The 25,966-nt window shown below is 45.0% G+C and carries 29 protein-coding genes; 6 read left to right on the top strand and 23 right to left on the bottom strand.

Going from position 1 to position 25,966, the window contains the following annotated elements:
• Positions 1 to 12: 12 nt before the first annotated feature.
• Both G475_RS0110560 and G475_RS24735 read right to left on the bottom strand, forming a co-directional pair.
• Entirely contained in the window at positions 13 to 1,347 is a 1,335-nt protein-coding gene (locus G475_RS0110560) for an FAD-binding oxidoreductase (protein ID WP_026701275.1), read from the bottom strand.
• Between the two features lie 768 nt (positions 1,348 to 2,115).
• Positions 2,116 to 2,472: a VOC family protein gene (locus G475_RS24735; RefSeq protein ID WP_035710865.1), complete on the bottom strand. Its 357-nt coding sequence runs from the start codon at positions 2,470 to 2,472 to the stop codon at positions 2,116 to 2,118.
• Positions 2,473 to 2,582: 110 nt separating this feature from the next.
• Between G475_RS24735 and G475_RS0110550 the strand changes: the two genes are divergently transcribed.
• Positions 2,583 to 3,449 (top strand): SDR family oxidoreductase, encoded by an 867-nt coding sequence (locus G475_RS0110550; protein WP_026701274.1) that lies wholly within the window; start codon positions 2,583 to 2,585, stop codon positions 3,447 to 3,449.
• Positions 3,450 to 3,910: 461 nt separating this feature from the next.
• Here the strand turns inward: G475_RS0110550 and G475_RS0110540 are convergent, their stop codons facing one another.
• The 20 genes from G475_RS0110540 to G475_RS0110445 form a co-directional block, all read right to left on the bottom strand.
• Entirely contained in the window at positions 3,911 to 5,377 is a 1,467-nt protein-coding gene (locus G475_RS0110540) for a hypothetical protein (protein ID WP_026701273.1), read from the bottom strand.
• A gap of 24 nt (positions 5,378 to 5,401) precedes the next feature.
• Positions 5,402 to 6,871, bottom strand: a complete 1,470-nt coding sequence (locus tag G475_RS0110535; RefSeq protein ID WP_026701272.1) for an MFS transporter — start codon at positions 6,869 to 6,871, stop codon at positions 5,402 to 5,404.
• An 18-nt stretch (positions 6,872 to 6,889) separates the two neighbouring features.
• Positions 6,890 to 7,399 carry a hypothetical protein gene (locus G475_RS0110530; RefSeq protein WP_026701271.1) on the bottom strand — a complete coding sequence of 170 codons (510 nt, stop codon included), beginning with the start codon at positions 7,397 to 7,399 and terminating at the stop codon, positions 6,890 to 6,892.
• Positions 7,386 to 7,841 carry an RDD family protein gene (locus G475_RS26325; protein WP_051302400.1) on the bottom strand — a complete coding sequence of 152 codons (456 nt, stop codon included), beginning with the start codon at positions 7,839 to 7,841 and terminating at the stop codon, positions 7,386 to 7,388. Before G475_RS26325 ends, G475_RS0110530 begins: the two co-directional genes overlap by 14 nt.
• Positions 7,842 to 7,844: 3 nt before the next feature.
• Positions 7,845 to 8,261: a TadE/TadG family type IV pilus assembly protein gene (locus G475_RS0110520; RefSeq protein WP_026701270.1), complete on the bottom strand. Its 417-nt coding sequence runs from the start codon at positions 8,259 to 8,261 to the stop codon at positions 7,845 to 7,847.
• 14 nt (positions 8,262 to 8,275) lie between these two features.
• Positions 8,276 to 8,689 carry a TadE/TadG family type IV pilus assembly protein gene (locus G475_RS24725; protein ID WP_035710861.1) on the bottom strand — a complete coding sequence of 138 codons (414 nt, stop codon included), beginning with the start codon at positions 8,687 to 8,689 and terminating at the stop codon, positions 8,276 to 8,278.
• A complete protein-coding gene (locus G475_RS0110510; protein WP_233275764.1) occupies positions 8,683 to 9,153 on the bottom strand; it encodes a prepilin peptidase in 471 nt (156 codons plus the stop codon). Before G475_RS0110510 ends, G475_RS24725 begins: the two co-directional genes overlap by 7 nt.
• Positions 9,154 to 9,186: 33 nt before the next feature.
• Positions 9,187 to 9,360, bottom strand: coding sequence for a Flp family type IVb pilin (locus tag G475_RS0110505; protein ID WP_026701268.1), 174 nt, complete (start codon positions 9,358 to 9,360; stop codon positions 9,187 to 9,189).
• Entirely contained in the window at positions 9,357 to 9,962 is a 606-nt protein-coding gene (locus tag G475_RS0110500; protein WP_156911672.1) for a hypothetical protein, read from the bottom strand. The genes G475_RS0110505 and G475_RS0110500 overlap by 4 nt, the downstream gene beginning before the upstream one ends.
• A gap of 110 nt (positions 9,963 to 10,072) precedes the next feature.
• Positions 10,073 to 11,887: an ICP22 family protein gene (locus tag G475_RS0110495; RefSeq protein WP_026701266.1), complete on the bottom strand. Its 1,815-nt coding sequence runs from the start codon at positions 11,885 to 11,887 to the stop codon at positions 10,073 to 10,075.
• A gap of 43 nt (positions 11,888 to 11,930) precedes the next feature.
• Positions 11,931 to 12,818, bottom strand: a complete 888-nt coding sequence (locus G475_RS0110490; protein WP_026701265.1) for a type II secretion system F family protein — start codon at positions 12,816 to 12,818, stop codon at positions 11,931 to 11,933.
• A gap of 10 nt (positions 12,819 to 12,828) precedes the next feature.
• Entirely contained in the window at positions 12,829 to 13,740 is a 912-nt protein-coding gene (locus tag G475_RS0110485) for a type II secretion system F family protein (protein ID WP_026701264.1), read from the bottom strand.
• Positions 13,740 to 15,116: a CpaF family protein gene (locus G475_RS0110480; RefSeq protein ID WP_026701263.1), complete on the bottom strand. Its 1,377-nt coding sequence runs from the start codon at positions 15,114 to 15,116 to the stop codon at positions 13,740 to 13,742. Before G475_RS0110480 ends, G475_RS0110485 begins: the two co-directional genes overlap by 1 nt.
• Entirely contained in the window at positions 15,113 to 16,378 is a 1,266-nt protein-coding gene (locus G475_RS0110475) for an AAA family ATPase (protein ID WP_026701262.1), read from the bottom strand. The genes G475_RS0110480 and G475_RS0110475 overlap by 4 nt, the downstream gene beginning before the upstream one ends.
• Positions 16,379 to 16,380: 2 nt before the next feature.
• Entirely contained in the window at positions 16,381 to 16,659 is a 279-nt protein-coding gene (locus G475_RS0110470; RefSeq protein WP_026701261.1) for an RcpC/CpaB family pilus assembly protein, read from the bottom strand.
• Positions 16,616 to 17,107 (bottom strand): SAF domain-containing protein, encoded by a 492-nt coding sequence (locus G475_RS0110465; protein WP_026701260.1) that lies wholly within the window; start codon positions 17,105 to 17,107, stop codon positions 16,616 to 16,618. The genes G475_RS0110470 and G475_RS0110465 overlap by 44 nt, the downstream gene beginning before the upstream one ends.
• A gap of 18 nt (positions 17,108 to 17,125) precedes the next feature.
• Positions 17,126 to 17,878 carry a hypothetical protein gene (locus G475_RS0110460; protein ID WP_026701259.1) on the bottom strand — a complete coding sequence of 251 codons (753 nt, stop codon included), beginning with the start codon at positions 17,876 to 17,878 and terminating at the stop codon, positions 17,126 to 17,128.
• 15 nt (positions 17,879 to 17,893) lie between these two features.
• A complete protein-coding gene (locus tag G475_RS0110455; protein ID WP_026701258.1) occupies positions 17,894 to 18,538 on the bottom strand; it encodes a hypothetical protein in 645 nt (214 codons plus the stop codon).
• 6 nt (positions 18,539 to 18,544) lie between these two features.
• Complete coding sequence (locus G475_RS24720; RefSeq protein WP_051302398.1) at positions 18,545 to 18,883, bottom strand: DUF192 domain-containing protein; 339 nt, start codon at positions 18,881 to 18,883, stop codon at positions 18,545 to 18,547.
• Between the two features lie 531 nt (positions 18,884 to 19,414).
• Positions 19,415 to 20,287, bottom strand: a complete 873-nt coding sequence (locus tag G475_RS0110445) for a DMT family transporter (protein ID WP_026701257.1) — start codon at positions 20,285 to 20,287, stop codon at positions 19,415 to 19,417.
• Positions 20,288 to 20,440: 153 nt separating this feature from the next.
• Here G475_RS0110445 and G475_RS0110440 point away from each other — a divergent pair, with 153 nt between their 5' ends.
• From G475_RS0110440 to G475_RS24715, 5 genes are all read left to right on the top strand, one after another.
• Entirely contained in the window at positions 20,441 to 21,748 is a 1,308-nt protein-coding gene (locus G475_RS0110440; protein ID WP_026701256.1) for a globin-coupled sensor protein, read from the top strand.
• Positions 21,749 to 21,853: 105 nt separating this feature from the next.
• Entirely contained in the window at positions 21,854 to 22,324 is a 471-nt protein-coding gene (locus tag G475_RS0110435; RefSeq protein WP_026701255.1) for a MarR family winged helix-turn-helix transcriptional regulator, read from the top strand.
• Positions 22,321 to 23,298 carry a ring-cleaving dioxygenase gene (locus tag G475_RS0110430; protein ID WP_026701254.1) on the top strand — a complete coding sequence of 326 codons (978 nt, stop codon included), beginning with the start codon at positions 22,321 to 22,323 and terminating at the stop codon, positions 23,296 to 23,298. The genes G475_RS0110435 and G475_RS0110430 overlap by 4 nt, the downstream gene beginning before the upstream one ends.
• Before the next feature lie 74 nt (positions 23,299 to 23,372).
• A complete protein-coding gene (locus G475_RS0110425; RefSeq protein ID WP_026701253.1) occupies positions 23,373 to 23,978 on the top strand; it encodes an alpha/beta hydrolase in 606 nt (201 codons plus the stop codon).
• 492 nt (positions 23,979 to 24,470) lie between these two features.
• A complete protein-coding gene (locus tag G475_RS24715; protein ID WP_051302396.1) occupies positions 24,471 to 25,187 on the top strand; it encodes a nuclease-related domain-containing protein in 717 nt (238 codons plus the stop codon).
• 442 nt (positions 25,188 to 25,629) lie between these two features.
• Here the strand turns inward: G475_RS24715 and G475_RS0110405 are convergent, their stop codons facing one another.
• Positions 25,630 to 25,908, bottom strand: coding sequence for a GNAT family N-acetyltransferase (locus G475_RS0110405; RefSeq protein ID WP_035710920.1), 279 nt, complete (start codon positions 25,906 to 25,908; stop codon positions 25,630 to 25,632).
• Between the last annotated feature and the right edge of the window lie 58 nt (positions 25,909 to 25,966).

Genomic DNA, 25,966 nt, shown 5'->3' with positions numbered 1-25,966 from the left:
TCAGAAATGAGATTAAACGGTCTCAAAATTCGGAATTTTCCCTTGATTTAATAAACCATGTGGATCATTTTCCTTTTTCTTCTCAACGATAGCCTGCAGCTGCAGGTCCCATCCGCCGGCACCGAGTAAATACGTATGAGGGTCATTTGTCCCAGCCCCAATATCATTTAAAAATGTAATAATTTCATATAGTCTTTTCTTTGAAGTAAATTTAATAAGAGGCAGAGCAGCCGGCACAAGCCGGCCTTTATCCATAATCCATTCAAAATGAAGCAGCACTTCCCCACCGTATTTCTCCTTAACAGTCTTTATTTGCGACTCAACATTTTCAAGAGAGAAAAAATTCTGTAAATAAGTCCAGGCAGGATCTGTTTTCATCGCCCACAATGTCGTATGATTCCAGGTGAAGTCAGAGATACCCATCCCTTTCCGGTATAATTCTGCCTCCTTTTGATAAATAAATATTCCCCCGTATTGCTGCGCCAGCTCCAGCATATCTTTTTCACTTTCTTCCGCTATTTCTATAAATACGAGATCACCACAGTCTTTCAATTCATTTCGAAGGGGTAAAAAGAAATCTCCGATCTCCCTCTCAAATACCGTTACCAGTCTTTTTTTCCCAGGGGATTCTGACAACTCTCTGGCAAAGCTCATCGCTTGAAAAAAATCTGAAAAATTCAGAATATACTGGGACCAGGAGGTTTTTGGTTTCACCGGGATGGTCACATCTACGAGAATACCGTTTACGCCGTAACTGTGAATATAGTTCTTCAGCTCCTCCCCAGTTACGTTGAGTTCTCTTACTTCCTCTTCCATTGTCAGCACCGTGGCTTCCAGCACATTTCCGTCCCACAGGTTGCCCCATGTGATCGAACCAATTCCACCAGAACCACCTGCAATGAATCCTCCCATCGTAGCTTTAGCAAAGGTGGACGGGTAAATCGTCAATTCCTGATTTGTCGGGACTAACTTCCGTTCCAGTTCACGGATTTTCATCCCCGCCTGCACCCGGACAAACCCTTCTCCTACTTCCATCATCCGGTTCAGTTCGCTCATATCCACCAAGAGTCCGCCATGCAGCGGGACTGCCTGTCCATAATTGCCGGTTCCAGCCCCCCGGATCGTCACTGGCAGTTTTTCTTTCACAGCAGCGGTTAAGCCGGCTTTTAAAGAAGCGATGGATTTCGGACGTATCACAAAATCAGCGCTTTTTTCTTTCAATTCTTCTGCTAGAACCGGGGAATACCAGTAATAATCCTTGGATAATTTCCCTACCATATCCTTTTTCTGAAAAAACTCCCCCTCCTCCATCACTTCGGTGAAACGTTTAGCTGGTAAAGCGCTCATTTATTACTCCTCCTCTTATTCATGAGAACTCTATGGATATGATAAGGTCAAATATCCATTAGAGTCATTGTGTATTTTCACTAAAAGATAGCCGTTTAATTGTTAGAATATTAAAATTTTTTGTTAGATAATCTTCATAACAATAACTCCTTGATTCAAAAACTCCCTATTATATCAAGAAATTAATGAATAAAAGCTTGAGGACTTACGAGTCAGGCCGGGTGTGAAATTATGTAACATAAAAATTATATTCAAGCCTAAAAAAGGGGTGGTATCCAATGACCATTCAAAGTAGCAAGATGCGAAGAATTAAATGAGCTGCCGGTGCAGGCGAAACTCCAGCAGGAATGAGTTGCTCCTCTGTGATTAGACACCAATATTTGTTGATTCGCTTCTTGCAGATGGTAGTACTGGAGGGGCATGCCCGCGGAAAGCGAGTCTTCGCAGGGACCCGTCTTTTTTTTATTCAACAAACGTTAAAAATAAACAGTACATATACCTTTTTTATACTTTTTCAGCCGCCTTCCGCTACTGTCCATGGGTAGTTTGCCAAAGCATAGAGAAAGGAGCTGTCACATTTAAAACAGCTCCTCGTACCAAACACTTCCTGATTGTGATTATATCCAGACCTGTATCTCGAAACGGGGGGGGATGCGGTACCTCCTGTGATAGAAGCCGATGTCTCCGACCCATTAATGATATGTACACATCCAAAGATCCCAAAAACGGCCGCAGCAAAAGAACCAAACTCTGTTCCAGCAGAGGTTATTACAACGAATCGTCCTGTACAAAGCCCAATTCATTTCCGTCCGGATCTTTAATACTGAAGCGGCGCAGCCCGTATGGGGTATTATGTAACGATTCTAAAATAACGGCCCGATCTTTCAGTTTTTTCCAGCAAAGCTCCACATCTTCTACATAAAAGTTACAACGGGCGCCGGATGGATACGGCGTGCCTTTTGCCAATGCAAAGGTAACCTGGCCTCCTGTCTCAAAATCAGCATATTCCGGTTTTTCCGGCGGCCACATCGAGCTGGCTTTAAAATCCAGCATCTTTTCATACCACTTCACGGCTCGTTCCAGATCCGATACATTAATCTGGACATGTTTCAAGGTTAATTTCATTTCAACGCCTCCCGCTTTCATTTTATAAGAAATTCATTGATTTGTTTAGCTTTTATTGTGGAAGGATAAGGATAGCAATGATTTGAATGGAAAGAAGGAGGATAACAATGATAGATCCAAGACAACAACAGACAAACGGGCAGCCGGCGCAGACCCAGCCTTCCCAGCCCGGTATCGAATCACAGATGAATCCTCTTCCAGTGCAGCCGAAAGAATATAAAGGAAGCGGTAAACTCACCGGCAAAACCGCGCTTGTAACCGGCGGGGACAGCGGCATCGGCCGTGCCGTTTCGATGGTCTATGCGAAAGAAGGGGCCAATGTCACGATTGTGTACTACAATGAACACAGTGATGCCGAAGAAACCAAACAGCTGGTAGAAGCTGAGGGCGTTCAATGCCTGCTTCTTCCAGGTGATGTAAAACAGGAATCTTTCTGCAAAGATGCCGTCCAGCAAACGGTAACGACATTGGGCGCACTCGATATCGTCGTGAACAATGCAGCCGTCCAGTATGTCCGTAATGACATTTCCGAAGTGTCGACCGAGCAGTTGGAAGAAACCTTTCAGACTAATTTTTTCTCGTATTTTCATTTAACGAAAGCAGCGATCCCTTTTCTGAAAGAAGGCAGCTCCATCATCAATACCACGTCTATCAACGCCTACCGCGGTCATCCGCAGCTTATTGATTATTCTGCGGCAAAAGGAGCGATTGTTTCGTTCACACGTAGTTTGGCACAGCCGCTTGCGCAGAAAGGGATACGGATTAATATGGTAGCCCCCGGACCGGTATGGACACCGCTCATTCCATCGACGTTCTCTGCGGATCAAGTGGCCCAGTTCGGAACGAACAGCCCGATGGGACGTCCCGGGCAGCCTTCTGAACACGCCGGAGCTTATGTGTTTCTAGCGTCAGATGAATCTTCTTACATGACCGGACAGGCCGTTCATATTAACGGCGGGGAGTTTATTTCTTCCTGATTATTTACGTGAATAGGCAGCATGTAAAAACGAGGCCGGGACAGAAGGATAGGAAATGGCCGAAAACCCGAACAAAACAATTTTCCATGGGGACGGCTTCAGCTCACTTGGTAAAGAAGATCGCATTACCAAGTGAATCTGGAGTCTCCGTGGCCGGCCTCGGCTGAATAGAGAAGGTGGTTGGGCCAAACGAAAGAAAAATTGGTAAAACGGACATCGGGTTTATATAACAAGAACGTCCATTCAGCGGAGTCAAAATAGGTCGACTCCTGCGGGAAAAGCACGAGTCTCGAGACCCCGCAGGAAGTGGCTTTCTTCCGAGGAGGCTCGAGCCGTGCCCGCGGAAAGCGACCTATTTTGACGCAGCGATAGAACAATACACAAAAATCCGAACGATTTATGGAAAAAATCGTTCGGATTTTTTGTCCATGATAATGTTTTGTCCCAGACTCGTCTATTTCTTATAAACCGGAAACGGAGCGGTTGTTTTTCTCGCACCACTTTTCCAGCGTTGCGGCAGCAGCCTCCTTGTCTTCTGGTTTGAACCGAATCCAAAACGCCGCTTTGTCTTTGCCCTGATCAATTTTTAATGTCCGCTCCTCTTCCCAGGAAAGACCTCTTATCTGATGACTCCATACCTCGTTCGCCCCGATTTTGATCCAGGCTTCGTGAAAGTCCACTTTGGTCCGGGGCAACGATGTGCGTGCGGAGAGTTCCCCATAGCCATACAACAGAACAGCTACGATCAAAAAGCCAAGCAGCAGCGGCCATTCCCTCGAAAAAGCGTACATGATGCCGCCAATGACGGCAGCCAGGATTGCTCCGGTTTTAAACGCGGAGGCCGATCCCGTATTATCGGCTTCGAAACTCGCGATCACCATGCTTTTATCCGCGATAATTTCTTTCCACTGGAAAATGAGATGCAAAGTTGCCCCCACCCGATAGGTTCGGATAATAGGAATGAATACCAGCAACTGAACGCCGATCGTAACCAGAATCCCGGTATTCCACGTCCCTAAAAACAAAAGAGCTTCCAAAGGAAGGATGGCATAGATAAATGCCTTGTAGATCCAGTTCAGAACAGGATACGGTTTATATTTGCCCTTAAAGGAGATAGGGGGGTTTGGGTTTTCGGGGTCTACTCGGGTCTTTTCAAAATGCCACTCCAATAAATTTTCCCAGTCGCCATCAAAATAATCAGAAAGATAGGAAATAGTTAATGCTGTGGAGTTCATACAATTACGTTCTAAAATAATATTAGAAATATAGTCTGCTTCTTCTTGAAAGTTTTTTTCTCTTTCAAGCCATGTATCAAGAACTACATGTTCATTAAAATGAAATAATTTCAGAAGCCAGGGATTATATTCTTTTATAAAAGATTCCCACAAGTCTATAATTTGACAGCCTTTCATCTCTGATAAACGTTGCTCCGACTCTATCTGTTGAACGAGCTCCTTTATAGCAGAATGATACTCTATAATTTGCTCTTCATAAGCTGGTTTATCTTTCAAGACAGAGATGAAAGAAAAAATGTCTAAAGATATTTCATCGCTATAAACATTCTTAGCCTCTTTAGCAACCCGTTCAATCAGCTGTTCCATTCGTTCCGAGTCCGGATCCATATCCTTTCGTTTTTCCAGAAAAGAAGACAAAGAATCAGGCAGTTTTTTTGCCCATAGCCAATGAGTATAAGCCTCATAAACAGATTTCGCGGTATCTTCCTCCTGCACATTCCCCTGTTCATCCAATACCATCCACTGCATGAAATGTTCATACTCATCCGTAGAAACTTGACCAACGATAAAATAGTACTCTCTATCTTTTTCGATCGGAAACGTCCGATAAATGGGGAATTTCGGAAGAGCATGAGGTATATAGACTTTCTTCTGGGCTTTTGTCAGCTTCTTTCTCACATGAACCGGTTTCATGAATATCCTTCCCTTTATGGACGATTATGCACTGTTCACAGTTTGACCGTTTTTCTCGCACCACTTTTCCAGCGCTGCGGCAGCAGCCTCCTTGTCTTCTGGTTTGAACTGAATCCAAAACGCCGCTTTGTCTTTGCCCTGATCGATCTTCAGCGTCCTCTCGCCTTCCCACAACAGATCCCGGATCTGATGACTCCATACCTCGTTCGGTCCGATTTTGATCCAGGCTTCGTGAAAGTCCACTTTGGTCCGGGACAACGATGTGCGTGCGGAGAGTTCCCCGTAGCCATACAACAGGGCTGCGACGATCAAAAAGCCAAGCAGCAGCGGCCATTCTCTCGAAAAAGCGTACATGATGCCGCCAATGACGGCAGCCAGGATTGCTCCGGTTTTAAACGCGGAGGCCGATCCCGTATTATCGGCTTCGAAACTCGCGATCACCATGCTTTTATCCGCGATAATTTCTTTCCACTGGAAAATGAGATGCAAAGTTGCGCCCATCCAATACATACGAATAACAGGAACGAAGACCAACAGTTGTACACCGATTGTAATTAAAACACCGATATTCCATGTCCCTAAAAATATTAAAGCTTCCAGAGGAATGATGGCATAAACCATCGCCTGATAGATTTTTTTCAAGACGGGATATGGTTTATATTTACCCTTGAAAGAAATGGGAGGTTTTGGATTTTCGGGATCTATCCGGGTCTCTTCAAAATGCCATTTCAGCAGGTGGTTCCAGTCTCCATCAAAACGACCGTAAAGAGAAGAAAGAGAAGAAGCTGTTGATCGCACATAATTTCTTTCCAGATAAAAGGAGCGTGCATACTTTTCTTCGACTGTTTTATTTTTATTTCTTAGTTGTATTCCCAATTGTTGAATAGTTGTTGACTCGATATGAAATATTTGTTGAATCCATGGTTGATATTCTTCTTGAAGTTCTTCCCACAGTTCTAGAATTCGTGTTGCGTTCTGCTCGGACAAGGATCCTTCCGATTCCGTTCTCTGAACAACTTCCTTTAACTCATAAAGAAACGCCAGAATTTCATGTTCGCGGATCGTCTTATTTCTGAACAGCGTTATAAACTTCAGCATCTCTTCCGGATTATCCTCATTATGCCTCTGTTTCAACTGTTCAGCGGTCCGTCGGATCAACTGTTCCAATGCTTCCGGATCCGGATGCAGCTGTTCTCGCTCTTCCAACAAAGGAATTAAGCTATCCGATAGGTTTCTCGCCCACTGCCACGTCGTGTAAATTTCATGAATCGGTCTTGCCGTTGTTTTATCCACCCTAGTTCCTTCGTCATCCAGGACCATCCACTGCATAAAATGGTCTTCTTCATCGAGACTTACCTGACCTACGAGATAAAAATACCTGCCATCCTTCTCGATGGGAAACGTCCGATATATGGGGAATTCCGGCAAAGCGTGAGGTTTGTAGGCCTTTTTCTGCGCTTTTGTCAGCTTTTTTGTCATATGGACCGGTTTCATCTATTCGTCAGCCTCCAATTATTGTTCTGTCATCCAAGGTTCTAGTTCTCGCATAATCTCTTCTTCTTCCCCTTCTTCAAATTCAAAATATTCCATTAACCCTGCAAGAGCATTAGTCATCTGTTCGTTACTTTTTTCTATTTCCGCAGAATAATTTTCTTCCAAGTCAGTGCTCAGAGTATCATTGTACATGGCTTCATATTCCCCTTCCAATGGTTCATACGCCCTCTGCATCGCCTCAAACCCCTGTACAAAACTATTTCTTATTTCAGCGACGTCTTCTGTCTGAATATCTAATTCGTTCAACGTTGTTATTTGCTTATTCAGCCCTTCCATCACTTGTGGATAATAATACTCAATCTGTCCGGCATTCAACGTCTGCACCGTCATGAAATAATCATAGGTCTGCCAGAATTCTTCATTTAACGCTTGGTCTCTCACTTCTTCTGCTTCTTCGGCAGCGTTATTCCCGCATGCGGCCAACAGAAGAAGGAGTATTGTTATTAGTATTATACTATATTTGTTCATTCTTACCTTCCCCTTCTCCAATTTGTGGAGTGTTTATCTCTGCCGTTTGGGAAACATCCAGTTTTGTCCCGGAGATTAAGTCATGCAGCATTCGTTTATCTTTTCTTATCTGTTGAACGATAACACTTACGATATAGAGCAGTCCGAAAGAATATAAGTAAAGAAGATAGGCCGATAAAAAGTGGGCCAAAAGCCTGAAAAACGATGGAACCTCATGGCTCATTGTTTTTATTTCGACTGCAACTATTTTTTGTCCCCACGTTTGTCCACCTCGTTGATAGGCGGCAACCGTAAGAAGAAGCAGGACCATTCCATGGACAAGGAGCAAAGAGACGACGCGGGTTGGAATAAGCATATCCATCAGCCAGATCATCGGATAAAAAAAGATAAAAAACCAAATTATTATATCCATAAGCAAACCGATAAAACGTTTGAAAGCCATTTCCTACTCTCCTTCCCCAAGCGTTGCTCCGGCAGAGGCCTCAATAGACACTTCATTAAAACCTGCTATTTTCATAAAAAACAAAGGGGAAGGAGCAGATGCCTCGACATAAACAGAATGAGAATCGGATTGAAATAAATCTATACGGGCTTCCGGATGATTCTCATGAAGGTAGTGAACAGCAAGATTCCTGGCTTCGGACGCCTGTAATTCAATTTCATCGTCTTCTTCCCAAGCTGTCTCATCATATGAGTCGAGAGCCCCATGAGCCGCTGCATCCACCGCTCCTGAAAGTTTAATGTGATTAGCCGCCAATAACCCTCCGTCCACAAGCAGACCGCATAGCGCGATGAATACGGGGATCATGAGAGCAACAAACGGTGCCACAAAACCTTCTTCCCTTTTTAATACATCTTTCATGATTGAGAGTCCCCTTAATCAAAGATACGGTATTCCGATTCATGGGTTAATTGAAACGAGCCGCCGTTTGAAAGAAACGAAAGCGGTACATTATAATCGCAGTGCACTTCAACAACAAAGTCATCACCGCTCCTGGCTGGGTTCACATTCCCACAATTTCCGCCTGCTGCAAAGGAGAGCGTGTTTTCTGCCGTTTGCCGGGCTCGATCGGCTGCATCGAAGGTCGAACTGCCTTCCTCTGCAATAACAGCTGCCCCGGTGCGGGCCCCCTGATTCGCTGCTGCGACTACAATCATTTGGTTGTAAGCCACTGTCCCAAGCAGAAGTCCTCCTACAATAAACATAATCAGCACCGGCATCACGACGGCGAATTCAGATAAAGCCTGCCCTCGTTCATTATGAACTAGTTTTTTTATTTGTTTTACCATACGATCACCATCCAGGTCAGAGCTATGACCGGGGCAAAGGGAAAAGTGACCGAACTCTCCCGTTTATCGGTTTTATACATGATACTAAGCCACCATCTCCAAAGAATATCTATGATAGCCCGTGGGCCGTTATAACGTAGCATTTGGAGGATTGAAAACAACACGCCGCCTCCAATGGATAAGATCCAAAACCAGTATGTATCAGGAAAAGATAAAGTGAGGGCGGCAGCAGCTGCCAGTTTGGCATCCCCTGCACCCAAAAATCCGATGACCCAGAGCAGAAAAAAAAGCACGAGTGTAGCAGCCATACTAAGGGCATAACTCCACCATTCAGCAGGGTTGTTTACTAATAAATAGAGCATACTGAAAATTAGGATCATGACTATAAAATAGTTGGGGATACGATTCTGTTTTATGTCTGTATAAGCTGAAGAGATTAATAGAACAGCTATGAGTAATATCACTATCAAAATTGTATCCCCTTTCCTGTCATTTTCTTATCCACCTATATTCAGGGAGTCGGTAATACTCTCGAACACAGATAGGATTTGATCACTTAATGCGGTAATCGCACCAATGACACCAACAAGAATGATGCCAAGTATGACACCATATTCACTTAATGCCTGTCCATCCTCTTCCTTCCAGAACCTTTTCATCAAATTTTTCACTTTTCTTCCTCCTTTTTTAAAGTATAGTGCAGGTAATAACCGTAAGCATCATAATCAAAACCTTTAATCCGAATCTTTTCTTCTTTGAAACGATGTCTGAAAGGTAGGGCCTCTCCCGGCTGCAGTACTGATTTGGACAAGTATGGATCAAATGGAGAACCTGCGAGTCTGTTCATCGTTCCATTTCTCAGTGTAATCGTACCATTTTCCAATTCGTCTCGTTCGAATGCCTTATCTTCATACCCATTGCGGATCACACCCGTGACAACTAAATCTTCGCCGTCTTCTGTCATCATTGTCGCCAGCATGTCGATGGTATCCTTCTGTACGGGTGGATATCGTTCCAGCATGTCTTCTTCGAAATATGTCAGTGTCTGCTCTTCAAATTCTTTATGGTCTTTTTCTGTAATGTTCAAAGTCGTGGCTTTCCAGTTGCTTTCTTCAATGAGAGCCTGCCCTTCTGCTCGAATGGATGCCTTATCTACTTCCTCCGAAGCATGTTCTTTTGATTCCTCTTCTGCCTCTGCCGAAGCCAGTGCTTCGGTCATACCTCTTTGTTCCATGCGGTGAAGCCATTTTTCATCCATATTCTGCTGACTCATTTCCCCCTGGCCCCCATGTTGGGGGGAAGATGCAGCATTGGAACTGCATCCTGTTATGATATTGATGGCCATCAGGAGGAAGATCAGAAAAGATCTTTTTCTCCTCATCTCTAGCTGCTTCCTCCAAATAAACTGGAAATACCGGAAGTAATGCTGTCTCCTACATTCTTGACTGCGTCTTTAGCAGCAGAGGCCGCGTTTCCTGCAGCATCCTTTGCCGTATTCCATGTATTTTTAGCAAACTTATTAACGCTTTTTCCAACTTTGGAATTGTTCCAGGTATTAACAAGTTTTGGTCCGTAGGTAATCCCTAGAGAAACAACTCCGGCTACAGCAGCCCCCGTAGCAAGAATAGGTGCGGCTGCCGCCGCGGCTGTACCGGCAAATACAGTTGTTGCGGCTACAGCAGCCAGGCCAAGTCCGCCGCTGGCGATGTCAGCATATCCACCAACAGTGTCCTGCCAGCCATCACCAGACGTGACTTTGTTGTATCCATCATAAAGAGATAATCCGCTCAAAGCCCCTCCTGCCATCTTACCTACCGGAGAAGATGCTATGTTTCGTATCCCTTTACCAATTTTCGAATCCATTGCCTTGTTGACGACATTCGTGGCACTGTTCCAAGCATTGCCCGCTGCCTGTTGTCCACTTTTCAGCAAATCTCCAACAGCTTTGCCGGCATTGGAATTAGCAACAGTCTCCCCAAACTGGCTCATCCGGGAAAAGCCATTGCTTACTGCTGGTAACACCTGTGCCATTCCCTTATTCGTCCATTCTGCTGCAACAGTCTTCATATTCTTCCATGTATTTCCTTTCGCTGCTCCCCTTTTCATGTCTGCATGTTTCAAAGACTTTTCAGCCTTGGCTGCTCCCGCGTCGGCCATCGTTTGGAATCGTTCCGATACATTATCAACCATCATACCAAACGCTTCCATGTGCCTGTCCAGACTGTTTAAAGCTCCATTTGTTACAGTTTGAAAACCATTCTTAGCCATGTTTACCGGTTTATCCAGTATACCGTTAAAGAGACCCGCGTGAATCCTCCCTGAACGAGATTCTCTTTCAAAATTATTAATTTTATTAATAAAATTTTCTCTCAAATCATCATCTTGAATTATTTTTATTTGTTTTGTTAAATAGTTTCTTTGAGACAAGTTTTCCTCTAATCCAAATTCATTAACTAATTTCTGATACTGTCTGGCAGATAAACTATCTTGTATCGTGTTGATAGTCTTCGTATAGCCATCGTTATCCTTGTCCGCTGATCCGGCTAAGGCGAGGGCAATCGCTGTAAGATTTTTTCCTTTCGCGTCTCCATCAAGAATATTGCTCAAACTTCCGAGTGCTTCGTCACTGTTTTTGATATCCCTTAATATATCTTTTAACTGTTCATTCTCCCCGCGTGTGACAGAACCACCGGGATTTCTATTGGTTTCTTCGTTGTCCTTTGTTCCCTCTTCCCCTGTTTGGCCATCATCTCCGTCTTCCCCTTGTGTACCATCTCCTCCGGAACCATCTGCTCCAGGATCTTCTTCCCCGGATGATGCAGAACCATCGTCTTTTTCATTAGAATCTCCGTTTCCGGAACTGCTTCCTTCGCTGCCCGGATCTTCGCCGGAACTCCCGGAGGTGCCGTCCCCGCCTGGATTGTTCTCACCGCTGCCCGGGTGACCATCCGATCCGCCGGGATTTCCGCCGTCTTCATTTCCCCCGCCGGATCCCGGATCGGGCAGGTCATTACCGCCGCCATCTTCCCGGCTGGCGGACTCATCTGCCCGATCGATTTTCGGGACAGGAGAGTCTTTTTCTTCCTCCCCCTCTTCTGCTGATGCCGAAAGCAGCAGGAGTGAAGCAGAACCGGCTGCCGGCTGGATAACCAGAAAAACAGCGAGAAATAAAGCCAGGCTTGTGCGTAACTGTTTCATGTCTTTTTCCTCCCCCCTTTTCTTGATTACCTGGGCTGGTCTGTCAACTCTGAAAAAAGTCAAGCAGACTTAGAACGACAGGGCCTATCATGAAAATCATCATGGCAGGCAGCGCCAGCAGCACCAGGGGAAGAAATAGTTTCATAGATGCCTGTTCCCCCAGCTGCTGCGCGTGTTTTTTCCTGCGTTCCCACACCTCTGCTGCCTGTAGTCTCAGTGTTTCGGTTATTCCGGCGCTGCCTCTTTCAAGGTTCTGGGTGATAGCCGAAACAAACCTGCTCACTTCATCGACCTGGCAGCGATACCCCACTTCTTCCAAGGCCTTGCCTTGAGAAATTCCCATGTTGACATCCCGGATCACCTGCGTCAGCTCCTTTGAAAACTCGCCCTTTTGTTTCTCCGCAACCTCCTGAATGGCGGGGAATAAATTCGTTCCTGCATCGGCCAGGATAGAAATGGCGTTCAGAACATAGGGAAGCTCCCGCCTTATTTTTTCCTGTCTGGCCTTTATTCTTCCGGAGAGCCATACATCTGGTATTTTGTATCCGAGCGGCAGGGCAGCTGCGGCCAGGAAAAGCATGGTAGCATTTCCGCTAACTGCTCCGAGAAACAGAAAATAAACAGCACCCGTTGCAGCAGACAGCACTTTGAACGTAACAAAATGATCGACGGACATCCTGTCCTGGTAGCCTGCCCGGTTCAGCTTTGACTGGAGCCAGGCTTTTTTTTGGTGAGTAAGGCGGATGTTCAAGGCAAGCCTCATGCTTTGTACAAGCGGAGTAAATCGTTCCAGGATTCCTTTCCGCTGGACTTTTTCTTCCGGCGCGGCCTTCATCAGTTTTTTGCGGAGCAGTATCGCACGCAGGGAAGCTGCCGGAAAGAAAATGAGGGAAAGCACAAGGAAAACAAGCACAGAAATAACCAATTCCATTTTTCATCACCTACAAGTCAATGTTTGTTACCTTTTTGCCGATAAAGAAATTGGCCAGAAGCAGTAACGCGCCGATGAACAGCATGAACGTACCGGCCGCCGACTCGTACATCGGCTGCAGATAATCTGGACTCACCACCATAATGAGTAACACGATAACGACCGGAAAAATACTGAGTATATTTGCTTCCATTCGTTTTTGAGCCGTAGCTACCTGTATTTCCTGCTGGACCATTATCTTGTCCGATATCCGTTCGGATGTATTCTGAATAACCTGAGTAATATTGCCGCCCTTGGAACGGACGGCCAGTAAGGAATCCACGAATTGTGTTACGTCTTCCAGCTGCATTTTTTCTTTAAACTGACGGAGAGCTTCATCCACCGACATACCGAACTGAATATCATGATTTATTTCATTCATTTCCTCTAATACCGGCTGTGATTTGTGGGCGATAAGTTCTTTTTTCAAATCATCCTCGCACCTCTTTAAAGCAATCTGCAGGGAGGCCCCGGCACGGATAGAGCTGGCGATAGATCCCATCGCACTCCGGAATTGCTGCAGAAAAAGCTGTGTTTTTTTCCGCTCCAGCCGTCCCCTTCGATATTTAGGAAAATAAAGGGCCAGCAGGCTGAAAAGCACAGCAAGAACTGTCGTTCGAAAAAACACAAGACCAATACAAAACAATGCAAAAGCTCCCAGCAAAAAGACAAATACATCGGCCTGATCCAATGTCTTATTGGTTTTCTGCCGTTTTCTCTTTTCCACCGTCTCCCGGTAGACCCCCGCTTCCTTCCAGCGTTTTCTGACCCCTTTCTGATAAGGCAGTCTCTTTTTTGCAAATAATGTGAGTAGATCCAGAAAAGCAGTAAGTACGGCAAGTGCTGATAAAAATACGAACAGCAGTAAAAGAAAAGCATTCATCATTGTCCCCTCACCATCGGGGAATTTTTAATTCGAAAGGTGCTGAATCCGGCGCCTTCCCACTTTTCCGTCTGCGTCATTTCCTCGCCGGTCGGCTGCAGGGCTCCTTCTAATTTTTCTCTGGTGCTCCGTTTCGGGTCCGTTTCCCACTTCAAGATATCGGTTGTCTGGATTTCATTGTTTTCCAGCTGCTTTATTTCTGTGAGCTGCAGGACTTTTCTTGATCCATCACGGAGCCGCCCCAACTGGACGATAAGTTCCACAGAAGAAGCAATCTGTCTGCGTATCGCTGGTATAGGAAGTTCAAGTCCAGACATCAGGACCATCGTTTCAAGTCTGGAAAGCATGTCATCCGCCGAATTCGCGTGTCCGGTCGTTAACGAACCATCATGCCCTGTATTCATGGCCTGGAGCATGTCCAATGCTTCTCCGCCACGGACTTCCCCGACCACAATCCGATCCGGACGCATCCGCAGCGCTGTCCGCACGAGGTCTCTCATGGATACCTCCCCTTTTTCTTCAATATTTGGAGGCCTCGTTTCCAGCCGTACAAGGTTATCGATCTGGTTCAGCTTCAGTTCGGCGGAATCTTCTACCGTAATAATCCGTTCCCGATTGGGAATCGAAGCACTGAGTGCGTTGAGGAAAGTCGTTTTCCCTGAACCCGTGCCACCTGAAATGACAATGTTATATTTCGCCCGGACCAGTTGTTCCAGAAACGCTGACGTTTCTTCATCCAAGGCCCCGAAAGAAACAAGCTCCTCCATCGAATAAGGACGTTCCGGAAATTTTCGAATCGTGATAATAGGGCCGTCTAGTGAAATGGGCCGAATTACAATGTTGACACGGGAGCCGTCCGGGAGTCTCGCATCCACAATCGGATCACTTTCATCTACCTTCCGGTTAATCGGGGCAACGATCTTTTCAATGATATTCAGGACCTCCTGCTCGCTGGTGAAGGAAATCTCATGACCGTCTTCATCAATGGCACGCTCCAATACTCCCTGTTTCTCAATGAAAATTTCTTCCGTCCCATTCACCATAATTTCGGTGATATCGCTTCGTTTAATTAATGGATCAATCACCCCAAAACCGACGAGCTGCTGCTGAATATCCTCCGCCACAGTTCTTTTTTCGTAATTTGACAACAGCAGATCCCTAAACGCATGATCAGTTTCTTTTTCGAGATTTGACCAAATCGACGCAGACAGCCTTTCAGGCTCAAGAAGCAGGCGGTTGTTTTGGTTATTTTCTTTCATCAGCTTTTCCCGAATCGTCTGCTTGAGCTCATGCAGGCGTTCTTCTTTATACTGCTCGGAGGCCTCTTCTCTGTCCTCCTGATACTGCTTCTGTTTGATCGCCTCCTCAATGCTCATACCTGTGCCGCTCCCTTCTTCTTTTTCTGACGCCGCTTCATGCTGCGCTCTCCAAGTTCTTTCGCCGTAAATACCGGGGAAATCAGATGAGCCACCTGTCGGTAATATCGATTCAGTTTCAGGTTCGACTTTTCGGCAATCAGAATACCGCGGTTGGCGTACCCTTGAATTTGTTCATACTTATCCGGTATCACTACCGAAATGCTCATGGACAATATCGATTCAAGCTCTGGTACCGGAAAGCCTAAAGCATCCTGATAGTGGTTCAGGAGCAAATAACGATTCTGCATCGGCTGATTCAGGGTATCTACTAAATCCAGTGCAGCAAGAAGGGCCCAGTTCGCAGCCAGATCCGTTGTCGTTAAAAACATAATATCTGTCGAAAAACTCATCAGCGCTATATTTTTCTCCGTCAAATCGGAGGAGGTATCCATAAGAATAAAATCATACGAGCTGTCCTGGATTCCTTCCAAAATCGCATCCGTTTTTTTCAAATCCAGCGACGTCATTTTCATGGCGGAACCAGCCGTTAATATATCCATCGAATGGCCGTGCACATCCACGGAAGTAACAGCAGATCGAATAGTCTGGTTCAGTTCCTCTGTACCGATGGTCGGCTGTTCCAAAGCACCAATAATGTCAGATAACCCACGGTCCTGACGGGGAAGCTGAAGCTGAAGCCCAATCGAACCAAACGTAGCAAAATCGACCACAAGGATGTTATACCCCTTTTGCGCCAGTTGAGCTGCCGTGTTTAAACAAACCGTGGTCTTGCCTATCCCGCCTTTTGCTGAATAAAAAAGAATATTTCTGCCTGTTTCCCGTTTTTCGTTTTCAGGGTGAACATTGGTGTACAGTCTTGGAGAAGTACTGGATTCAAAAGTGACCATTCGTTCGGCTATAATCCGCATCGGAGTCCGCTCGTACATCATTTCAACATAAGGTTCTTTCAGCGGGATACGAGAACGAAAAGGATCAAGTCCTTTTGTCACGAGTATAATTTTCTTGAAGCCTGCTTCGATAAGCTCCTCCTGATCCTTGGCTGCATTTTTGAGTTGGTCCAGGGAAAGAAGGGCAACATCTGCTTCCACGTCATCAACAGCGGCCGGAAGAGTTTCTACTGAATCGTAAACAGGGGCAAGTTCTACAAAGGGCAGATGTTTTTCTATATGTTTATGTAAAGCCTGCAGGAAAGTTGGGTCGAGTCCGCAGGGAACAACTGTCATGCTCGATGAAACCGGAGTTTTTTGTTCTGCTGTCATGGTTATTCACTCTCCCCCTGGGGAGTCAGACTGACTGGTGAAACCTCTGTCTGTTCCCCGTTCCATGGATTCATCATTAAGTCAATCTCTCCCTGCTGTCTGGCATTAGTCAGAGTAACGGCATCCTGCGGCGAGAGAAGCAGTGATACGTGCTGGACCATTCCTGCCTTGCCGCCTCCATTTGCTCCTGCCTCTATTTCTTCCGCCTGAAATACATCAACCTGCTGCAATATCATTTCAGAATACGTGGTATCGTCCTCCTCCTGGCTGGTAAATAACATCCACCCAGTCTCCTTTTTCCAGCACATTGTTGACGGCTGCGTCCGGTTCCAGGGCTACAGTAATCACTCGTTTATCCATTGGAATAAAAGCAGACAAATCGGTTTCTCCGGCAGCGGTTAAATACAGCTGCCTGTCCTCCGGAAAAACAATCGTATCTTCATCCAGGGTTAAAACCTCCCCAGATTCTATCTCTTCTAAAGCAAACCCGCCTGTCACTTCTTCTGCAGATTGAATACCGTCCGCGGCAAGAATGTCAGCAGATTGAGCATCTACTTCCACAGCTTCGACATCTTCCGTACTAATTTCTGTATTTGCTTCTATCGTGGAAGAAGCTACAAACACGATGCTGGTTTCTTCTAAACTTTGTAAGTACTGATAAACGAGAAACGCTATTGCTAAAGATCCCGCTATGATGATAATGAAACGTATGCTGATTTTTGCTGCCATGTCAGCGCCTCCTCGTTCTTACTGTGCCATGTCATATCGAAATGCATAGGATTGAAATACTTTGTAATCAAATGCTTCTTTTTCCGCCCTTACACTAAAATAAAAGATAGCCAGCACGACAGACTGGAAAGGAACAATAACAGCATGAGTCAACGCTGCCGACAGTCCCAGCACCCAAAATTCGTCTGCCGCGAACAAACTGAGAATAGAGGTATGCAGAATGATTTGAACTCCCAGCATTAAAGCAGCCAGACATCCTCCGCGGAATAAAGCCCCCCTCATCAAAAACGCGCTGCGTTTAAAAGCCTGCCAAACAGATTTATTTTCAAAAATAGAAATAAAAGGAAATAACATAAAAAGCAGAAATACAAGCACACCCGGAAGGAGAAACAAAATTCCGCCAGCTGCAAGTAAAATCGAGTATAAAATAAATCCTATTGCAAGAAGCGGGACCTTTTTTCCCCATTTTTTCAACGCCAGTTTTTGACTGACAGACCAGGAGGTTCCCTTTTCACTAAATAGAACGATAAAAGGGAAGCTTACCAAGAGCCAAACATAAGCGGCACTGCCTGCACTGGCCACCGCAGCCCCAAGCCATGGCAGCTCCTCCTGAAAGTTAAACCGCAAATAAGCAATTGCAGTGAAATACGGTAGTGCTGTAATGATAGGAACAAAAACCATTTTTGAAAAAAGAGTCAATACCAGACCAATTCCTTGATTGACGATATCCGACAGAGACTGGGGCTGGATATGGTTCTGCTTGATGTACATGAAATCCACCGCTTTCTATGAGTTAAAAGATGATTTCCGGTAAAGGCTGTAATAAAAAAATGCCTCTATTGGAAGAACAAGCGCTCCCGCCGCTGCTTCTCCCGCCATACTGTACTCCGGCCAAAGAATGACAAAAAGCGTCCCGACCGCAATGAATAATAAAAAAAACATGATATAGCAGAGCACAACCTTAAAAAAACACGACTTAACCACCCGGGCACTTGTTTTCACAGCCTCCAGACCTTTTTTATTATGCTCAAGAAGAACAAATGGATAAAATATCCCAAACAGTCCAATTAAAATCCCGGGGACCACAAACAACAAAAATCCAAGAGCCGTCAGGCTGAGATAAATGACTGTCGTTAATAAAAAAGCTCTGCCTTGGTTTTTTATTGCTTTCACCGGCTGTTTTTGCTCGGCCTCATAGTAATACGCTGCCAGTACGAAACAGCCAAACATGCTGAGTCCTATCGAAGCCAGCATAGCAAGTAATTCACTGACTTGGGCCCATATTGGAAATTGCCCGGCAACGACTTTTTGCCCCCACAGCATAGCAAGATGAAAGAAAAAAAACAGCGGTACCAGAAACAACAGAGGTTTTGCAGCTGTTCTCCCTAGTGGAGATAGATGAATAGCGGATCGTTCGGCATAGGTCTGCATTTCCCCTCACTCCTGTATCACAATATGGTCTCCCGGCCTAATGCTACCAGGCTCTGTTACTCCAGCAGCTGTTTCCAAAATAAAACTCGTTTGCTTGACTTTTTTACTGACCCGCCATGGTTTGAGGTTCTTTTCTAAATCCAACACGTGCCCCTCCCGGTTTATAAAAAATACATCGATCGGAAAACGCATAAAAGCTGTATGTATCTGCTCGCAGTCCGGAAGCACAAGAGCGGCATGTGAAAATGATTTTTTTCCCATCAGTCCCGCAATCCTCTGTCTTCTAGTTTCCGCCCAATGAATGGATAAAGGGATCGTTTCAGATGTCGTCGTATTGATAATCATAAATTCGTTATCCTTTTAAAGACTATCGAGGAATCTCGTCTAGATATATTTTTATCACAGTTACAAAAAAACCAAAAGTTTCCTATATTTCTTTCTATTAGTCAAATAGTTACAAAATCATCCATATCATTTACCCACGATCTTGGTAGTGATCTCTACGAACTAGAACGATAGTTATTAATCGGTTTGTACTTTTATTGCCCAATTATTTGGGCAGCGTTTATTGTAATAATAGTATCGCAACGCTTATTAACCCTTTTTATGTCTGAATATTCAGTCTATTATAGAATTTTTTCTCCGTCTTTTGTATTGTTTTTCCCTCTACATTCGTAATATTCAATCTATTTAAAGAGAAATACTAGGCTGGTAGTTGCATTCATAAGGCTTGCAATCTTTTGGTTTATCGTATGCTCTGCAGGGGATGTATGTTAAGAGCGGACATTATAGGCGAGGCCCCTTAACGAACATTTATACTGTTAAATGGCAGAATACCCATCCGCATCCGTATGGGACTCCTCCATTGTTAGGAATTTAATCAGCTTTTGTCGTTAAGAATACCCCGCTGATCACGATAACGGCACCAAGCACCTGCACGATGGTGATTTTCTCCCCCAAAAATAGAAGAGAACCTATAATGACAAACACAGGAAGGAGATTTAAAAATACAGAGGCCTGGGAAGGGCCTATTTCTTCCACGCCTTTATTCCATAAAATCAAGGCAAGCAGGGATGGAAAAATACCTAAATATAATAAACCTGCCATATGTCCTGGTTGAAAAATATCTGGAAACCCTCCAAGGCCCCATTCCAGAAGTGCGATCGGCAGCAGGACAACATTTGCGATGCCCAGCATCACGAGAAGGCTCCCATACACCGGAAATTTCATCATATGAAATTTCACTAGAATCGAATAAGCGACCCAGGTGGCGACCGCGGCCAGCATAATTATGTCTCCACTATTAAATCCGAGAGTACGGATGAGCTCCCATGAGCCTTCGGTTATTACCCATACGGCTCCACAAAGGGACAGAATAACCCCTATCCACTGCACCCTCCCGAGAGATTCCCGTAAAAACAGCATACTGAACAAAATCGTGAATACGGGGATGGAGGCCTCCATTATAGCTACGTTCGTGGAACTTGTGAACTGGAGCGACGCATAAATGAAAGAATTAAAAAACGCAACTCCGGTCAAACCAAGAGCCAATACAGCCTTCCATTCCTTTCGAAACGTCTGCCGATGCTGTTTTACTTCTTTCCATCCCAGTGGAAGTACCACGATACAAGCAATGAACACCCGAAAGAAAGCAATCGTGTAGGGCGGCAGCTCATTGATAGCCTTTCCTACTAAAATATTTCCCGAAAAAATGACTGCAGTAATAAGCAGAAAGAGATATGGTTTCATTGAAAAGAACACCTTTCTTTTAAAAAACCTTCTCCATTGTACTTGATATTTCATAAAACTTTAAGACGGTTTTAAACTATTACTACTTTCTGCCGAAATAATAAGTAACAGTTTTATGTTAAATGCTTACATTAAAAGGGGACGGATGCACCGATGAAACTTGGACTCCCATTTTCAAAACGAGAACAGGCTGCGACAATTACACCAGATGAGAAAGACTGCTCCTTAGACTTGAAAGGGTATGAGGAACTGGAAAAACAGGCTGATTTAATATCTTTATCTGAAAAGGACCTCCATACCATTAAAACGCTGGAACCTATGGTTTACGAATCGATCAAGCAGATTACAGATGAGTTTTATGAGGCGGTAACAGCCCAGCCCGGACTGCTTTCTATTATTAAAGAATACAGCAGTGTAGAACGGCTGAAGCAAACGTTTGAGCAGCATATTAAAGAGATGTTCTCAGGATACATAAATGAGACTTTTTTGGAAAAAAGAAGACAAATCGCCTATGCCCATGTTCGGGTAGGCCTGCAGACGAAATGGTATATGGCGGCTTTTGAGAAATTATATCTATCATTAATACAAACCTTCGAACACCAAATCGAAAACCGCCTGGATTTAGTTGAAGCCATGCGGGCCACAAGCAAACTGATTAGTATAGAGCAGCAGATTGTTCTGGAAGAGTACGAAAAAGAACATGATCGGATACGGGGACAGCATGCCGAAGCAGAAAGAAAGCTGACTCAAAATGTGCGCTCTACCGCTGATGAATTGGCGGGACTATCCGGCCGGACAAGTGAGGCCGTGAAACAACTAAACGAACAGGCAGCCGGTACGATGGAAATGGCAAAAGAAGGAACCGAACTTGCGGTCCAATCCCAGCAGCGCTCCGATGCAGGAAAAGAACAACTGCAGTCACTTCATACCGATATAAACGATGTAAGCAGCAGTGTAGGCAATATATCAGAACACGTTGGCAAACTGAATGACATTGCCGCACAGATGAATGAAGTCATCGAACTGGTTGACAAAGTATCGGAACAGACCAACCTGCTTGCGCTAAATGCCTCTATTGAAGCCACGCGCGCCGGAGAACACGGAAAAGGATTTGCAGTGGTTGCCGGAGAAATTCGAAAATTGTCGTCTCAAACCAAATCTTCTACTGCGAGAATTGCCGAACTGATTGAAAATACCAAGGAACAAAGCACCAAAGTCACCGCGGCCGTGGACAGTATCGTGGAGCTGGTAGACAGAGGAGCAGGCAGCCTTTCTAATACAGATGAACATTTCAATGAAATTCAGCAGGCGATGTATAAAACGAAAGATCAAAACGATAATATAGAAAAAGAACTCGAAAAATTATTAACGTCGGTGAAAGAAATTGATCAGGCTTCCAGTGAAGCAGCGTCTTCTTCGCACCGCCTGAAAGAGTCCACCAATCGTTTTACCAATGTGTGATCCCGGCTCTTATCATATGTTTATTACGATAAGCATATGATTTGTTCTTTTATCAGTTTAGGTATAAACTGATAAGGGAATAGAAAAGCAGAAGGGAGGACAAACATGGCAGATATAGAGAAAACCTCCCCTTCTTCCAAACAGGAAGAGCGGCTGGCCCTGCTTCTCTGGTTTCGGCTCTCCCGTTTTTATAACCAGAGTCTCCGCCGCTCCAATGCTCATTTAAAAGAATGGGGACTTACGGTCACACAATTTGATGTGCTGGTCCAGATCGGTGCTCATGAACCATTAACCCAAAACGAGCTGGCTGAAAAACTGTTTGTAACGAAAGGCAACGTCACCCAGGTCCTCGGAAAGATGGAACAACTGGGCTGGATTAGACGGGAACAGGAATGGCGTAAAAAAGTGTTAACCTTAACCAGTTCAGGCAGAGAAATCTTTCGGGAAGTGGTCCCCCATCAAGAACAATTTCAAGCTTCTCAATTCCAGGGACTTTGCAAGGAGGAACAGAAACAGCTGCTGGAGCTGCTTCGCAAACTGCAGCATCACAATGAAGATATGGAGGGAAAACGATGACATTAAAAGGCATTCATCATCTATCAGCTATCACTGCTAACGCCAGAGAAAACCTTAATTTTTATACAAACACACTGGGCATGCGTCTTGTGAAAAAAACCGTAAATCAGGATGACACCTCCGTGTACCACCTATTTTACGGAGACGAGCGGGGAAATCCCGGCACGGAATTAACATTTTTCGAAATTCCAATGGCTGCCCCGAATCAACCGGGCGCAAGCAGCATTTCCGCCACCTCACTGCGGGTGCCGGACGATAAAGCCCTGCAGTTCTGGAAAGAGCGCCTCGAGGAAAAAGGGGTCGAACACGAAGACATCAAGGGCCGTGGGGGAAGAAATACGCTCGCTTTTCAAGATTTTGAAGGACAGCGCCTGATTTTTGTTTCCGATGAAACGAATCAAGGTGTCCCGGGCGGAGTCCCCTGGGAACGGGCACCTATTCCGCAGGAGCATGGGATCACCGGACTCGGGCCAATAAAGCTCACCGTACGAAAGGCAGAACCGACCGCCCACGTATTAACCGAAGTGATGGGCTTCCGACAAAAAAGCAGTTATGCTTCTCCTGAACAAGGACAGCCTGATATTGTCGTCTATGAAACAGGAGAGGGAGGCAGCGGTGCTGAAATCCACCTTGAGGAACGTCCGGACCTTCCTTTTGAGCGGCAGGGACGCGGCGGCGTCCACCATGTGGCGTTCCGCGTGGAGAACCTTGATGAACTCCATCAATGGATCGATCACATCAACCAGGCCGGTCTTCCAAATTCAGGATTCGTGGAGCGTTATTATTTCCGTTCTCTTTACTTCCGGGAACCCAACGGGATTTTATTTGAAATTGCCACCGATGGTCCTGGATTTGACGGGGATGAGACCCTTGAACATTTAGGAGAATCCCTGGCGCTCCCCCCTTATCTCGAGCCGCACCGCGAAGAAATTGAAGCCAAACTGAACCCGCTTGATTATAAACCAGGCGTATAAGAAAAGCGCCAGGCGCCGGCCTGAATACGCCAACCTTTTAAACTTTCTTATCCTATAACAAGGAGGACCATAACATGAAGCATATATTCCGGGAAGGAAAAGCCGGGGCCCCCATCTTATTATTACTTCACGGAACCGGCGGCACAGAAGAAGACCTTCTCGAGGTTGCTAAATTAATCGATGAGGAGGCTTCCGTATTAAGCGTGCGCGGCAATGTTTCTGAAAACGGAATGCCCCGTTTTTTCAAGCGACTTGCCGAAGGAGTGTTTGACGAAGAAGATCTCCTGTACCGCACGAAAGAGTTGAATACGTTTCTTGATGAAAGTGCGGAACAGTATGGTTTTGACCGTAACAACATCGTAGCCGTAGGCTATTCCAATGGCGCCAATATCGCCGGCAGTCTGCTGTTCCATTATGAAAATTCCTTGAAGGGAGCTTTGCTCCACCATCCAATGGTACCCCGTAAAGGAATCGACCTTCCGAAGCTGGAGGGACAGCACGTATTCATTGGAGCCGGGGCCAATGACCCGATCTGCGCCCCGGAAGAAACCGAAGACCTTTCCCGGCTGCTCGAAGAAGCCGGCGCCCACGTCCACATCCAGTGGGAACACAGCGGCCACCAGCTCACCATTGAAGAAGTCCAGGGGGCTGCCGCTTATTATGAAACACATTTGAAATAATGGAGGAGATGGAGCTTGAAAAGGTAACCAAGCTCCATCCTTTTTTATGCAGATCGTGTTGGCTCCAGACAAACGCTTCCCTTCTCTGGTCGAAACGCCGTACTTTTTCTTTTTCAAAGGATATCAGCGCATGGCCTGCAGAAGCCCTTCCTTCTGAATTAGAGAACACTACAAGGGAATTACTTTTTTATAAAGGTCTCCATGTCGGGTTGGGAGACTATATGCATCTCATTCTCGACGTTGGCGTTCCCCAATATCAATTGGAGAACAGTTCTTAAACTTCTTTTCATACTAATGGGATCAAAAACGGGATCAAAAGCAGGATGGAGAACTATAAATATTGAGAATAATTGGTTAACGTCCTCCACCAATGCCAGACTTAGGGAGTTGAAATGAATCTCTATATACTTAAACCAGCTTCTTTTTAAAGCTTGCTTTCTGCTATATCTTCGTATAGTATATATTTTATATTGAAAAGAATGGTGGTGAGACATGTTTCTAAAACCCCGTTTTCCCTCCCACGAACTCCTATGTTTACGGTCGTTAACCTCGCGTACGTCGATCCTAGCTAAAAGCCGGCAGCATTACAGGAACCTGGAAAAAGGGTTAGAAGGAGAGACATATTATGATGAATGGTTAAAAACATTGCCTGAGGAAAAAACTATTATTTTATGCGATCTGCTCTTCGAAACCAATCATACCCACTTCCAAATCGACACGCTGCTTCTAACTCCCGATACACTATATTTATTTGAAGTAAAAAATTATGAAGGAGATGATTACAGAGATGGAGACGAATGGTACAAAATGGCTGGAGATGAAATAAAAAATCCACTTCTTCAGCTGAAAAAAAGTGAATCAATGCTGCGTCAGCTGTTTCAAGAACATCGATTGCATTTTCCCATGAAGCCTTATCTTGTTTTTCCCCATCCAAATTTCTTCCTCTATTATGCTACCCCTGACCTCCCTATTATTTTTGCTTCCCAAATCAAACGTTACTTATCAAAATGGCAGTCCAGGAATCGTCCGTTGTCTAAAACGCAGCGGCAGCTTGCAGAAAGACTGAAAACATTAGTCATTGAATCATCCCCTTATACTCTGCTCCCTTCCTATACTTTTGAACAATTACAAAAAGGAATTTTTTGTCCAACTTGTTCTTCCTTATTACAATTACAAGATAAAACGCTGATGTGCCAAAAGTGTAGTTAGCAGGAACCTTTTAAACAGGGAGTACTACGAAACGTAATTGAATTCAAGGTTTTATTCCCCAATGAAGCAGTAACGACGAATAAAATATATGAGTGGTGCGGCTCGAAAGGAAACACAAAGAGAACGTCCCGCATTTTATCAAAAAACTTCCAACGTGTAGGACACGGGAAAGCTTCCTATTACACGCACTAAATTTTGAGATCAGTAAAAAAACATCTTTTACCTCTAATGGGGTCAACCGGGGGAGGGAGGACAGCAGCACGAGCTTTGCCCTGGATAGCGCCCTCCATTTCCCGTTGGAAACCGCCGCCCTCCAGTTTGTTGGCTCTACTGTCCGCCAAAACTGTTTGGAGAACAGTACATCAGCTTCCTTTCCTATTTGTGTCCTCTACTTATCTTTATGTTCTATCCTGTACGAAAAAACCGCCTGAACCTGGTGGGTTCAGACGGTCACGAGGACGTCATGATACTCTTGATGCTTCTTTAACTGTTTTTCTGCATACGAACATTTTGGAATAATTTGTTTATTCTCTGCTCTGGCTTTTTCTACGATATTGGCAATGAGCTCTTTCCCTATTCCCTGGCCGCTCCAATCCTCAGCTACCTCTGTATGATCGATAACGATGTTGCTGTCGTTGTCGTGGTAGAATGTCATTTCCCCCGCCTGCCGGCCTTCTTTCTCTACATACATCCTATTCTCCTCGATTTTAATTTCAGCCATATCCATCCACCTTTCTTCCTTACTGCCACTCCTTACCCTTTCTTTTTTATACCTTAAA

The sequence above is a fragment of the Salibacterium aidingense DSM 18341 genome, from assembly GCF_000429685.1.
Classification (GTDB): Bacteria; Bacillota; Bacilli; order Bacillales; family Marinococcaceae; genus Salibacterium; species Salibacterium aidingense.
Note: the sequence above shows the minus strand (reverse complement) of the source record. Positions and strands in the feature narration are given on the sequence as shown.